Genomic DNA, 12,178 nt, shown 5'->3' with positions numbered 1-12,178 from the left:
CCAGCGACCTGGCCAAAACGGCCCTGGGCGAGGGCGTCGTCGCGCACTACCTGAACGCCGCCCGCATCGAGACCGAATCCTTCAACGCGGCCGTCACGGACTGGGAACGACGCCGAGGATACGAACGACTGTGAACACGCGGTGGCAGCTCGGTCGAACCCCTTGCTTGGTGGTTCACAGCGCGCCGGTTCGCACGGCGTATGCCACGGCCTGAGTCCGGTTGCGCAGCTTCAGGCGGGTGAGCAGGCCGTGGATGATGTTCTTGACCGTGCGCTCGGAATAGTTGAGCCGCTGGGCGATCTCACCGGTACTCAAGCCCTCGGACAGCAGGCCGAGCACGTCCACCTCGCGCGTCTCGAGACCGGCGGCGGTCAGGCCGTTCGGTTCGAGCACGCTCTGCTGGATCGTGCGCAACCGACCCACGAGCCAGCCGACCGCGACGCCGGGCATCTCGAGCCGGCCCTGACGCACCTCGAGGACCGCGCGCACTATCCGGTCGAAGTCCGCCTCGCGCCGCGAGATGACACTCACCAGGCCGAAGGTGACCGCGCGCAGCAGATGATGCTCGCGCACGCCCTCGCCGACCAGAACGAAACGCGCGTCATCGTTCTCTGATCTGTCCGCGACCCGCTCGATCAGCTTGACCGTGTCCTCGGTCACCCGATCCACCACGATCAATACGACCTCCGCCTCATGCTGCCGCTCAGCACCCAGAATCCGCACCTCGGGACGAAACCTCAGATGCGCGACGACGCCCTCCCCCGTGAGCGGATCACCGGCCAGCACCGAGACGGCCACCGGACGGACCGGCGCCTCGTCACGAGCCGGCGCGCGACCAACAGGCACGGTCGGTGCCGAAGCGAGCGCACTCAGCATGAACTACGAACTCCGATCTCCGCGAAGCGAAACTCGCGGACGGGACCGCTTCCGAGTCGCAAGTCTGTCGTGGCGGCGTAGAAGCCCGTTGCACATCCGATATACGCGCGATCAACGGCGCGGTGGCCCCATCGCCTTCCTGTCATCCGGGCGCCGGCACATAGCTCTTACCCGCCGGCGGCCGGGACTTCGCGCGGTCTCTCGACGATTCCGGCTGCGGAGCGCCGTAGTCGCCCGCGCCATAGCTGAAATCCGCCGAACCGACAGCGGGCCGCGGCGCGCCGTACCCCCGCGGAGGGCCGGGCGAGAACAGCGACCGGCCTTGAGACTTCGACCTGGACCTGGACTTCGATCTGGATTTGGACTTCGACCTCGTCTTGGGCTTGGCGGCCCTCGGCTCCTCCGGTCCCGGGCCGGAGCTCCCCGCGCGGCTCCGGCCCCGTTCTTCCTCAATGTACTCATATCCAGGGTACGCATCGCCTCATCTCGCCCCGGCCCTGCCGCCGGGCACCTCCGTCGAATCTTTCAGACGATCGCGGCGCGCGGACAGTACCTGCCGGACAGACTTCCGGGCACGATCCACCGACCGGGCGGCCGGGCGGCCGGGCGGCCGGGCGGCCGGGCAATCGTCAGCGGGCGAGCCTCTCGACGGCCGCCGGGGTGACCGGGGTGAAGAAGTTGACGAGGTTGCCGTCGGGGTCACGCACCAGCAGCGAGCGATTGCCCCACGGCATCGTCGTGGGCTCGGTGACGAGGTCGGCGTTGCGGCCGGCCAGGCCGAGGTGCACGCGGTCCACGTCGTCGACGAGGAATTCGATGATCACGGAACTGTTGGCGGCCGGCCGGGCAGAGCCGGGCGCGAACAACGCCACGGTGCTCGTGCTGCCGATGGCGAGGGTGGCGCCATTGGTCCGAAGCTCCGCGAAGTCCTCGGTGGACCATGCCGCCCGCACTCCAGTGGCCCGCTCGTAGAAGTCGACGAGGCGTGCGATGTCGCCGGTGATGACGCGAATCGAAACGAGGTCCATGGTGATCTCCTTGGCGCTGAGGAACCGTTGCACCTCGCACGCTAGAACTAATAGTGGACAGAATCGGTCCACTATTAGCGCTAGGCTCTGAACATGGCTCGACCCACCGGCCGCGTGCTCACCCTCCTGGAGCTCCTGCAGTCCGGCGGCATCCGGACGGGCGCCGAACTCGCCGACAGGCTCGGCGTCGACGGGCGCACCGTGCGCCGGTACGTGGATCACCTGATCGACCTCGACGTGCCCGTCGAATCGGTGCGTGGACGCTACGGCGGGTACCGGCTCGCTCCCGGGTACCGGCTGCCTCCGCTCATGCTCAATGACGACGAGGCCCTCGCCGTCCTGCTCGGCCTGATCGCCGGCCGCCGCGCCGGGCTGGCGACGTCGGCGGACACCGCGAGTGAGACCGCGACGGCCAAGATCCGCCGGGTGCTACCCGAGCGCCTCACCCGCAGACTCGACGCCGTGCTCGAATCCCTCGCGTTCACGACCGGGCCCGGCGAGTTCGTCACCCCGGAGACCGGCGTCCTGCTCGCCATCGCCGATGCGGTACGCCACCACCGGCCGATCTCGATCAGGTACACCGCCCGCGACTCCCGACACAGCGAACGCACCCTGCACCCATACGGGATCGTCTCCCATGCCGGCCGGTGGTACGTCACGGGCATCGACCCCGGGATCGGCCAGCACCGAACCTTCCGGCTCGATCGCATCGCACAGGCCAGAACCCTGCCAGGCACCTTCGAGCCGCCCGCCGACCTCGACCCGGCCCAGCGCGTCCTGACGGGGTTCGCCACGGCCGCGTACCGGCACGAGGTGACCCTGCGGATCCACGCGACGATCGAGCAACTGCGCGCCCGGCTCCCCGCCAGCGTCGCGAGCGTGGCGGAGACACCGGACGCGACGACCACCGATCCGCACGCCGAACGCTGGCTCCGCGTCGAACTTCGGGCCGAGCGGCTCGACTGGCTGCCCCCGGTCCTCGCATCGCTCGACCGGCCGTTCGTCATCGAACGGCCGGAGGAACTCCGAAACCTCGTCACCGCGCTCGCCGAACGGCTCACAGCCTCCGCCCGCCAGACCTGACACGCCGTCTGCGGCGAGGGCCGGGCCGTCCAGATCGTCGGGGTTCCGCTCGGCCGGCCGGCCTCTCAGGGGGCGCATTCCCGGAACTCGTGCGCGCCCTTAGTGCGCCCCACGCGGCTGGTTGCCGCACTTTCACCGTCAGTGTTCAAATATGTATCGTCCATCGACCAGTTTCAATTGCGTAACGTCCATCGGCCGCACGGCCGGGATACGGGAGGGCGTCAGAGCCATGCGATCCACACGTAGGCAGGCGATCAGAGCCTTGGCGGGCGCCGGAGCGGCGGCCGGCCTCGGCACGGCGAACTCGCCCTCGGCGTACGCAGCGCAGAGCCCCGGCACGGCCGCGACGGCCGGCCACGGGGGTCAGGTGATCGAGCGCGACGTGTGCGTGATCGGCGGCGGTTCGTCGGGCACGTACACCGCGGTGCGGCTGACGGACCTCGGCAGCAGCGTCGTGGTCGTCGAGCACAAGGACCGGCTCGGCGGGCACTGTGAGACCTACACGGACCCGGCGACCGGACTCACCACCGACATCGGGGTCGAGGTCTTCCACAACCTGCCGATCGTCCAGAACTACTTCAGCCGCTTCAACGTGCCGCTGGTGACCGTGAATGAGGGCGCTGGCCCCACGCCCGTCTACGCGGACTTCCGCACCGGCGAGATCGTGCCGGGCTTCACGACTCCGGTGCCGAGCGCACTCCAGGCCTACTACGGCATTCTGCAGCAGTACCCGTATCTCGCCGCGGGCTATGACCTGCCGAGCCCGGTGCCGGCCGCGCTGCTCGAGCCGTGGGGTGAGTTCGCCGCGGCGAACGGGCTGACCTCGCTGATGCTCCTCGTCAGCGGTTTCGCGCAGGGATTCGCGGACCTTCTGCAGACGCCGACGGTGTACATCCTCAAGTACTTCGGGCTCGCCGTGGTCAACGACATATTCGCCGGCGACTTCCTCAGCACTCCGAAGCACGACAACAGCGCCCTGTACGAGGCCGCTACCACCTTCCTGGGCGAGAACGTGCTGCTGAACACCACCGTGGCCGCGAGCTCACGCTGCGACAGCGGCGTGGAGCTGTCCGCCGTCGGTCCCGAGGGCCCGGTGACCATCCGCGCCAACAAGATCGTCATAACCGCGCCGCCGCTGCCCGGCCTGCTCGGCGCCTTCGATCTCGACAACACCGAGCTCTCCGTGTTCAGCCGTTTCCGCCAGGGCAACTACTACACCGGCCTGGTCCGCCTGCCCGGCGTTCCGGACTCCACCTCCGTGCAGAACATCGGCGCGGACACGCTCTACAACCTCCCGCCGCTGCCCGCGCTCTACGCGGTATCGCCGAGCGCCGTGCCAGGGCTCTTCGACATCAAGTTCGGCAGCGACGTCCCGCTCAGCGACGTGGACGTGCGCGTCGCCATCCTCGAAAGCCTCGGACGGCTGCAGGACGCGGGCACGATCCCCGCTACCAAGCCCGTCTTCGCGGATTACTCCAGCCACACGCCGTACGAGCTCACGGTCAGCGCGTCCGACATCGCCGGCGGCTTCTACGCGAACCTGTACGGCCTGCAGGGGAAGCGCAGCACGTACTGGAACGGCGCCGCGTTCGCAGCGCACGACTCCACCCTGATCTGGCAGTACACGGAGACACTGCTGTCGCAGATCGCGGCGTAAACAACGCTCGATCCATTTGGAGAAATCGCAGTTCACGGCCCGATAATCAGGTGTTCGGTGAGGAGCACGACGGTCTAGACGGCGTTCTACGAATGCTTGTTCGGTCGGGCAGGGCCTTGGTATGGTCCGGCAGTGCTTCGAAAAATTGCAGTTGGGGGCGTCTTGATGGCGCTGCTCGGATTCGCGGGAGTCCCATCCGCGTCCGCGGCGTCATCTAGCGCGACATATCAAACCATCGACTATCACGGCTATGAGATCCAGGTTCCGTCCTCGTGGCCGGTTTACCAGCTCGCAGCCGATCCGACGCGGTGCGTGCTGTTCAATCAGCACGCGGTCTACCTCGGTACGCCGGGAGCCGACCAGCAGTGCCCGACGCGCGCGTACGGGCGGACCGAAGCGGTGCTGGTACAGCCCGAGCAGGCATCGGTTCCGGCGGGAACGGCGGAACTGGGCTCGAACACCGCGTCCTTCTCGGGCCCGCTGACCGCTACGGAGGCGACGGGCCATACGGTGCAGTTCACGGCTCCCGGACCCGGCGTGCAGGTCACGGCGACGTACGGTTCCGGCGAGGCGCAGATCCGTACGATCCTCTCGGGGGCGCGGATGACCGCGAAGACCTCTGCGAAGGCCCCGTCGGTGAGCACCCCGCAGGCCGTGTCCGGCAAACCGTCCACCTCGGCGAGCGGGCATGCGGCGGCGGGAAGCGGCTCGTCCACGGCGACGGTCAAGGGGACCGGGGCGACGGGGCTGTCGCTGGAGCAGGGGCGGGGACTCGGGATCGACACGTGCACCGTGCCGTCGGCCGCCACGATGAGCGACTGGCTCGCATCGCCGTATCGTGTGATCAGCACCTACCTGGGCGGCGCGAACTGGGCGTGCACCTACGGCGACTTCACCGACAGCTGGGTCGGCCAGGTCGCGGCCGAGGGCTGGCAGTTCATTCCGATCTGGGTCGGGCCGCAGGCATCGTGCACGCAGCTGACGAACACGACGGTGATCGACCCGTCAAACGCCGCGGCGCAAGGCCAGGCCGAAGCGGCCAGCGCGGTCGCGGCGGCCCAGGAGTTCGGCTACGGCCGGGGAACGCCGATCTACTATGACATGGAGAGCTACGACAACTCGAACACGGCGTGCAGCCAGGCGACCCTGACGTTCCTCGGCGCCTGGACGGCGGGGCTGCACTCCGCCGGCTACCTCTCCGGCGTGTACTCGAGCGCGGCGACCGGCATCGCGGACCTCGCGAAGCAATACACGAACAGTGCTTATCAGAGCCCGGACGACGTGTGGTTCGCCGACTGGAACGACAACCCGGTGCTCACCAACCCCTACGCTCCGGCCGCCGACTGGCAGGGCGCGATACTGCACCAGTACTACGGAAGCCACGACGAGACCTGGGGAGGGGCCACGCTCAACCTCGACAGCGACGTCATCGACGCCGCGGTCGCCGGAGATCCGTACGCGGCGGCCGGCGGGCAACCCACGGTGACCGACGAGCCCGCCGAGGTTTCCGTGGCGCCGGGCGGCAACGGCAGTACGCAACTGAAGATCCAGGCGGGCGGGCAGGTCTCCGTCGTGCACTGGAAGGCCGACCCGCCCGCCGGAGTCTCGGTCTCGCCGGCGGCGGGCACCGCGATCGTGTCCGGAAGCGGGCAGGTGTCCATCTCGCTCAACGTCACGGGCGCCGCGACACTGGGTTCCGGGCGGTATGACGTGCCCATCACGGCAACCGCGAACGGGAGACAGATCACCGAGACCTTCCTCCTGGTGAGCAGTGGTTCCTCGGTGCCGTCTTCGGTCGTGCTCTACGCGGCCGACGCCCAGAGCATGGCGATCGCGCAGGCCGAAGCGCAGCGACTCGCCTTGCCCGCGAGCAATCTGACCGGCAACTTCGAAACCGCGTGGGCTGACGATTCCAGCGGCTCCGATCTTGTGATCGCGGTCGGTGCCGCGGCGAGTGACGCGCTGTTCCACAACGCCTGCGGCTGGACGAACCCGGCCGGCGAGGCCCCCGGTCACACGCCGTTCGGCTACCCCTCGGTGCCGTTGCGAAGCGCGGCCGGCGGTGTCTTCGAAGGGGCCGACGGGAGCAGCGATGCCGCGACCGGAGTGCTTTCCGAGCAGTTCGCGCAGTATGCGTTGGCCGGGACGGTGCCGAACGAGAATGCCGGCCGGCCGCTCGGATCCACTACTCCGGCGAACACCTGCCTCGGCTCCGCCGACGTGCCGGTGCAGTAGCCGCGCTCCGCAATCGGTGGCCGCACCCGGCATCAGCCGGGTGCGGCCACCTTGCGCCTCCTGGGAGTTCAACAGCACCCTGTTTCCCAACCCGCCCGAGTTCTTCGCCTGGGCGAACGGCCGGCACCTCTACGTCGATCTCGCGCTGCACGGCCAGATCCCGGTCGGCGATCCCCAGGCCGCCGCGACACTGTCCATAGCCGGCGGCAGCCTCGCGCAGGCAGGATGCCCCACCTTCGGACCCTCCGACACCTGCTACGTGTTCGGCTGGGGCAACGAGGCGCAGGCCGAGGCGTACTTCAACCTCGTGCAGGAGTTGTCGAACGACGGCGCGAACTTCTACTGGCTCGACTGGTGCTGCGAAGCATCCGAGGTCTCGACGCCCGGCGTCGACCCCGACGGCTGGATCGGGCAGCTCAGTGCCCAGCAGATGATCGACAACGGCGCGCGCGGATTCGTGCTGTCCCGGGTCGGCGCCTCGAACCTGCGACCGCTGGCCGGTCGATACCCGAGCGGCGCGTGGGCCGACCACCGCTCGGTCGTCCACTTCACCGGCGACGCGTACGCCACCTGGAGCCTGATCTCCGACGAGATCGAGCGCACCACGGGCGAGGCGAGCATCGGCGAACCCTACGTCAGCGACGACATCGGCGGCTTCTACGCGCCGCCGGGCAACAGCAACGACCCCGACGACCTGTATCTGCGCTTCCTGCAGATGGGCGTGTTCCAGCCGATCATGCGACTGCACTCCTCGGACCTCGACCGCCTGCCCTGGCAGTTCGACGCCTCCACCCAAGCCGTGGGCGACGCGTTCCTGCAACTGCGCGAGTCACTCGTCCCCTACCTCCAGGCGGCGTTCCTGTGGAGCGCGCCTGGCGTGCGCCGCTTCTCGACGTCGCCGTGCCGTTCTTCATGGCCTCCGGCCTCGGCAGCCCGAAGGGGGAGAACTTCATCCCTTCCCTGTGCACCCCGAACAAGTGGATCGGCGGCCGGAACCAGAACTAGAACCAGAACCAGGCGCATGAGCGGGAAGCCCCGGTCGGCGATCGAGATGATCGCCGACCGGGGCTGTCTTCGGCTGCCGTACCGCGAACGCGGGACGCCGAACTATTCCTTCGGCTCGGCGGAGCACATCTGCTGGTCGACGAGCGCGACCATGGCGTGTTGGGTGGCCAGGCTGGCGGTGCCGCCGTCGCCGGTCGCTTCGACCACGGCGGCATGTCTCCCATCGGGAGTGATGCCGTCGAGGGTGGTGTAGCCGGGGACGTCACCGCCATGGCTGTAGATGCCTCCTCCACAGCTCAGCGGGAGCCACATCAATCCCAGGCCGTAGCGCGCACCGGGCCACAGGGAGTCGAATTCGTGGGCCGGCACGGTCGTCTCCATCTCGGCCAGTTCGGCGGCCGGCAGCAACCGGCCACCGAGCAGCGCCTGGTGAAAGCGGATAAGGTCGGCGGTGGTGCTGATCATGGCTCCCGATGAGCCGGCATAGGTCATGTTGGCCGAGGTGACGTCGATCGCAGGCCCGGAGCCGAAATCGGAGTAGCCGTGCAGGTGCGTGCCCGGGATGGACGGGTTGGTAGCCGGAGCGACGGTGTGCTGCAGGCCCAGCGGCCGGATGATCCGGTCGGAGACTTCCTGCTGCCAGGTGTGCCCGGTGGCCTTTTCGATGATCATGCCGGCCAGGATGTAGTTGGTGTCGGAGTACTCCCAGTTGGTGCCTGGAGCGAAGTCGGGCTTGTGCCGCATCGCGATCGCCACCAGTTGCCCTGGCGTGTACGTGGTGTACCGGTCGGCCTCGAAGGCGGCGCTCGAGGCGAGCTCCGGGAAGTCGTTGGCGTAGTTGTACAGCCCGCTGGTGTGCTGGAGCAGTTCCCTGATAGTGATTTTGCTGCCGTCGTTGCCGTTGCCGGACACCACGCCCGGCAGCCAGTGTGCGACGGTGTCGTCCAGTGAGAGCCGGCGCTCGGCGGCCAACTGCAGGACCACCGTGGCGACGAATGTCTTGGTGGCGCTGCCGATGCGGAACTCGTCAACGGCCCGCACCAGCGCCCCGGTGGCGGTGTCGGCCTGTCCGGAAGCGGCGTAGGCGGATCCGCGTGGGCCGATCACCTCGGCCAGCACACCGACGGTTCCGGTCTGCTGTACCGCGTCGACCTGTTCCCATAGCGAGTCTTGGCCCACGGAACCCGCCTTGGCCGACGGAATGAACGCGACGGCGAGCAGTGCGGTGGCCAGCGTCGCGGTCACAGCTGCGCGCAGGGTCCTGATCATTGGCTGAACGCTCCCGGTGTGTGGACGTCGTACCGCGGCCGCGGTACGAGCATCACACTAGGAACACGCTTCGTGGCCCACCCTGCTGCCCGCCCCCCAATCCGACAGAGGGCTGACGGGCTTGAATCCGCACGGCCGCGGTGTCGCAGCGCGCGGCCGCCGTGTCGCAGCGCGCGGCCGCCGTCCCGAGCTGTCCACGAGCGTAGACTGGTGGTAGCTCATGTTGAGCTGTCCCCCCTCCGCTCGCGAGAATGCGAGAACCTTGACGAACTCTGCGAACTATCGCCTGCCCGGCATTGGAACGAACTCCCGCGCCGAGTCTTCGGACAGCGCAGCTGTGAACATCGAGCAGTCGCACTCCGTCGAATCCTCGGATGAAACCTGCGCATGCGGTCATTCCCACGCGCTGCATGACCGGATCGCCTCGCGATATTGCACAGTCACCGCCGAAGGCTCCTTGACGCGCGGCTGCATCTGCCCCGCGCCCTCCGCCGTGTCCCCGGCGGGCTAGTCAAGACCCTGTGGCCTGAACGCACTCAACCGCGCCCCGCGACTCTGCCGAGGGGATCTGCCGAGGAGAGCTACAAGCTGCCGCCGACGATGATGTGTTCGACTACACCGCGCTCCAGCGCCGCTCGTCCCAAGCGCGTGGCCGTATAGCAGTCCGCGCCCATCGACTCCGCCGGGAAGCGCACGAGGCTCGCGTGCTCGAGGACCTGGAGGCCCTCGCCGACGAGTTCGGAGAAGCGCTCGTACAGCTTCGCATCCGTGCGGCTCACACCTGGAGCAAATCGGGCGACGATTTTCCCGAAGCCCAGGTAGTTCAGTTCTCCCGCCGCCACCGGCGCGACCTCTGTGAATGCCTTGGTCATCACCTCGGCTCCCAGCTGCGGCAGTGACAACGAGCCGGCGCGGTCGGCCTCGGCTTCCAGCGCGGTCTTGCGGGCGTCACGTTGTTCCTTCTTGCCAGACAGCTGCGGCATGCGATTCTCCTGACGTGGTGCGCTGCACGTAGGCCCGGCCTTCGACGCGCACGCTACCAGGGGCGACACCTTCTAAGAGGTGTCGCCCCTGGTGGGAATCATGCGGTACTCGGCCGTTAGGGTGGGGCCGGGCTACGCGCTATTCCACGCCGAGGAGTCTCGGGTTGTTGTCGGAGGTGATCGTGGTGCCGGTGCCCATGGCCAGCCACAGGTACCCATCGCCACCCTTGAACTCAACTTCGAAATTGCCGTTGGACAGCGTGACGAGCGACGGACTCGTGTTGCCGAAGACCCCCAGGCGCATCGGGTTGTTCTCGGAGGTCATGCCCGTTCCCGAACCCGTGGCCAGCCAGAGAGCCTGCCGCTCAGCCGGGCGCGGAACCAGTTTTCCGTTCAAATCCGTACAGCCTCGGCGTGTGGTCTCGGTCGGGCGTAGGCCCGTCGCCGGATGGCAGCCCGGCCTCGGAGCTGGGATAACGGATCACATGAATGAAGCGTCCGTCACCGCATACCTCGAGCGGATCGGCCTGCCGCGTCCCGGCCGTGCCGACACGGAGTACCTGCGCCGTCTGCACGGTCGGCACCTGCACACGGTGCCGTTCGAGAATCTGAGCATCCACCTCGGCGAGGACGTGCCCCTGGACGAGGACGCGCTCTTCGACAAGATCGTCACGCGGCGGCGCGGCGGATACTGCTACGAGGTCAACGGGCTGCTCGCAGCGCTGCTGCGCGCCCTGGGCTACCGGGTGAGCCTGCTCGCCGTGCGCGTACACGGCGGCGACAGCGGGTTCGGTCCGCCGTTCGACCACCTCGCGCTGCGCGTCGACCTCGACGAGCCGTGGCTCGTGGACGTCGGCTTCGGCCGGCACACCGAGTTCCCGCTGCGCCTCGACGCCCGCGGTGAGCAGACGGACCCTGGCGGCGTCTTCCGCATCGAGGCGACACCCGACGGCGACCTCGACGTCTACCGCGACGAAACCCCGCAGTACCGCATCGAGCAGCGTCCCCGTGAGCTCGCGGACTTCACGATCGCGCACGGGTTCCAGCGGTTCTCGCCCGCGTCCCATTTCACCCGCTCGCCGTTCTGCACCATCCTGACGGACACCGGCATGATCACCTTGGCGGGCCGCAGACTGATCACCACCACGCAAGGCGGCGTGCGCAGCGAAGAAACGCTGGACGACGACGCGCAGGTGCTCGCCGCCTACCGCACACACTTCGGCCTCACGCTCGACCGCGTGCCCGACCACAGCCAGGGCACCAGCTGACGACGCCCAACAAATGCGCGTGGGCGTGGAGCTTGAGGTGCGGCTGCCCGCCGCTCCCCCGCACCCAGGATCGGCCTAGACGAGCGAGTCCGAAGTTATGGGCTGGTCAGCAGTCACCGGCTGCCACGCATGACGGGCCGTTCGGCGCTCTGCACGCACCGTTCACCGTGTGATGCACAGCACTGAGTTCCCGCGGCATAGGCCGCACCGCAGCGTCGTTACACCTAACGTGCCTCCGCCAAGGAATCCGGAGGCCAAGCGAGCCGCCTCAGCACGTCAGATCGCCCTGTCGCGACTCACTTCCATCGCTCGCATGGAGGTGTACCCATGGCTCTCAGCCCTCGCTTCTCGCTCGACACCCTCGCCCTCGTCGGCGGCGGCTTCCTGGCCGTCACCGCGATGTCCTTCTCGGCCTCGACGGCGGGTTGGATCGGGTTCGGCGTCTCCACGCTGTTCGCGGTCCTCGCGGCCGGCGCGGCGGCGGCCACCCGGTCCGGTTCGGCCCGCTTCGGGCACGGCGCCCTCGCCCTGGTCGCGCTGTGGTCGCTGATCGCCGCGCTGACCTTCTCCGGCAGCGCGCTGACCTGGCTGGTGTTCGCCGACGCGCTCGCACTCGCGGCCGTCGGGCTCGCCGATCTGACCGCACACGAGGTGGGCACCGAGCACGTCGTGCACTCGCTCGAGGTGCACAACGTCGCAGAGCACGAACTCGCTGCCTGAGTTCGCGCCGACACGGAAGTACGCGACCCCGGAAGGCGGGGCCGAGCCGCTGAC

At 68.4% G+C, this 12,178-nt stretch carries 12 protein-coding genes and 1 pseudogene; 8 read left to right on the top strand and 5 right to left on the bottom strand.

Going from position 1 to position 12,178, the window contains the following annotated elements; genetic code table 11:
• The coding region (locus VG296_RS32880; RefSeq protein WP_349259506.1) for a hypothetical protein at nucleotides 1-134 on the top strand (134 nt) is incomplete at its 5' end.
• A gap of 40 nt (nucleotides 135-174) precedes the next feature.
• Here the strand turns inward: VG296_RS32880 and VG296_RS15635 are convergent.
• Together VG296_RS15635 and VG296_RS15630 are read right to left on the bottom strand one after the other, a co-directional pair.
• Entirely contained in the window at nucleotides 175-798 is a 624-nt protein-coding gene (locus VG296_RS15635) for a response regulator transcription factor (RefSeq protein ID WP_325566448.1), read from the bottom strand.
• A 707-nt stretch (nucleotides 799-1,505) separates the two neighbouring features.
• The gene (locus VG296_RS15630; protein WP_325566447.1) at nucleotides 1,506-1,904 is read right to left on the bottom strand and encodes a VOC family protein; all 399 of its coding nucleotides are present in this window, start codon (nucleotides 1,902-1,904) and stop codon (nucleotides 1,506-1,508) included.
• 93 nt (nucleotides 1,905-1,997) lie between these two features.
• Between VG296_RS15630 and VG296_RS15625 the strand changes: the two genes are divergently transcribed.
• From VG296_RS15625 to VG296_RS15610, 4 genes and pseudogenes are all read left to right on the top strand, one after another.
• Nucleotides 1,998-2,987 (top strand): YafY family protein, encoded by a 990-nt coding sequence (locus tag VG296_RS15625; RefSeq protein WP_325566446.1) that lies wholly within the window; start codon nucleotides 1,998-2,000, stop codon nucleotides 2,985-2,987.
• A gap of 229 nt (nucleotides 2,988-3,216) precedes the next feature.
• Nucleotides 3,217-4,644: an FAD-dependent oxidoreductase gene (locus tag VG296_RS15620; protein WP_325566445.1), complete on the top strand. Its 1,428-nt coding sequence runs from the start codon at nucleotides 3,217-3,219 to the stop codon at nucleotides 4,642-4,644.
• 312 nt (nucleotides 4,645-4,956) lie between these two features.
• On the top strand, nucleotides 4,957-6,879 hold the full coding sequence (locus VG296_RS15615; protein ID WP_325566444.1) for a DUF1906 domain-containing protein: 1,923 nt from the start codon (nucleotides 4,957-4,959) through the stop codon (nucleotides 6,877-6,879).
• Nucleotides 6,776-7,714: pseudogene (locus VG296_RS15610) on the top strand (TIM-barrel domain-containing protein); the annotation flags it as partial. The gene VG296_RS15615 and the pseudogene VG296_RS15610, both read left to right, overlap by 104 nt.
• Nucleotides 7,715-7,986: 272 nt before the next feature.
• Here the strand turns inward: VG296_RS15610 and VG296_RS15605 are convergent.
• A complete protein-coding gene (locus tag VG296_RS15605; RefSeq protein ID WP_325566443.1) occupies nucleotides 7,987-9,153 on the bottom strand; it encodes a serine hydrolase domain-containing protein in 1,167 nt (388 codons plus the stop codon).
• 220 nt (nucleotides 9,154-9,373) lie between these two features.
• Here VG296_RS15605 and VG296_RS32875 point away from each other — a divergent pair, with 220 nt between their 5' ends.
• A complete protein-coding gene (locus VG296_RS32875) occupies nucleotides 9,374-9,664 on the top strand; it encodes an RGCVC family protein (protein WP_349259571.1) in 291 nt (96 codons plus the stop codon).
• 70 nt (nucleotides 9,665-9,734) lie between these two features.
• Here VG296_RS32875 and VG296_RS15600 read toward each other — a convergent pair whose 3' ends face one another.
• Both VG296_RS15600 and VG296_RS15595 read right to left on the bottom strand, forming a co-directional pair.
• The gene (locus VG296_RS15600) at nucleotides 9,735-10,136 is read right to left on the bottom strand and encodes a hypothetical protein (RefSeq protein ID WP_325566442.1); all 402 of its coding nucleotides are present in this window, start codon (nucleotides 10,134-10,136) and stop codon (nucleotides 9,735-9,737) included.
• A gap of 139 nt (nucleotides 10,137-10,275) precedes the next feature.
• Entirely contained in the window at nucleotides 10,276-10,461 is a 186-nt protein-coding gene (locus VG296_RS15595) for a hypothetical protein (RefSeq protein WP_325566441.1), read from the bottom strand.
• A gap of 160 nt (nucleotides 10,462-10,621) precedes the next feature.
• Here VG296_RS15595 and VG296_RS15590 point away from each other — a divergent pair, with 160 nt between their 5' ends.
• Together VG296_RS15590 and VG296_RS15585 are read left to right on the top strand one after the other, a co-directional pair.
• Nucleotides 10,622-11,404, top strand: a complete 783-nt coding sequence (locus VG296_RS15590) for an arylamine N-acetyltransferase family protein (protein WP_325566440.1) — start codon at nucleotides 10,622-10,624, stop codon at nucleotides 11,402-11,404.
• A 327-nt stretch (nucleotides 11,405-11,731) separates the two neighbouring features.
• Nucleotides 11,732-12,124: a hypothetical protein gene (locus tag VG296_RS15585; RefSeq protein WP_325566439.1), complete on the top strand. Its 393-nt coding sequence runs from the start codon at nucleotides 11,732-11,734 to the stop codon at nucleotides 12,122-12,124.
• Nucleotides 12,125-12,178: the final 54 nt, after the last annotated feature.

The organism is Actinospica sp. (assembly GCF_035552695.1).
Taxonomy (GTDB): Bacteria; Actinomycetota; Actinomycetes; order Streptomycetales; family Catenulisporaceae; genus Actinospica.
Note: the sequence above shows the minus strand (reverse complement) of the source record. Positions and strands in the feature narration are given on the sequence as shown.

Bases quoted from the DNA above. Each gene is read 5' to 3' on its own strand.
- VG296_RS15630 (WP_325566447.1), bottom strand. From the start codon at position 1,904: ATGGACCTCGTTTCGATTCGCGTCATCACCGGCGACATCGCACGCCTC.
- VG296_RS15625 (WP_325566446.1), top strand. From the start codon at position 1,998: ATGGCTCGACCCACCGGCCGCGTGCTCACCCTCCTGGAGCTCCTGCAG.
- VG296_RS15620 (WP_325566445.1), top strand. From the start codon at position 3,217: ATGCGATCCACACGTAGGCAGGCGATCAGAGCCTTGGCGGGCGCCGGA.
- VG296_RS15605 (WP_325566443.1), bottom strand. From the start codon at position 9,153: ATGATCAGGACCCTGCGCGCAGCTGTGACCGCGACGCTGGCCACCGCA.
- VG296_RS32875 (WP_349259571.1), top strand. From the start codon at position 9,374: ATGTTGAGCTGTCCCCCCTCCGCTCGCGAGAATGCGAGAACCTTGACG.
- VG296_RS15600 (WP_325566442.1), bottom strand. From the start codon at position 10,136: ATGCCGCAGCTGTCTGGCAAGAAGGAACAACGTGACGCCCGCAAGACC.
- VG296_RS15595 (WP_325566441.1), bottom strand. From the start codon at position 10,461: ATGACCTCCGAGAACAACCCGATGCGCCTGGGGGTCTTCGGCAACACG.
- VG296_RS15590 (WP_325566440.1), top strand. From the start codon at position 10,622: ATGAATGAAGCGTCCGTCACCGCATACCTCGAGCGGATCGGCCTGCCG.
- VG296_RS15585 (WP_325566439.1), top strand. From the start codon at position 11,732: ATGGCTCTCAGCCCTCGCTTCTCGCTCGACACCCTCGCCCTCGTCGGC.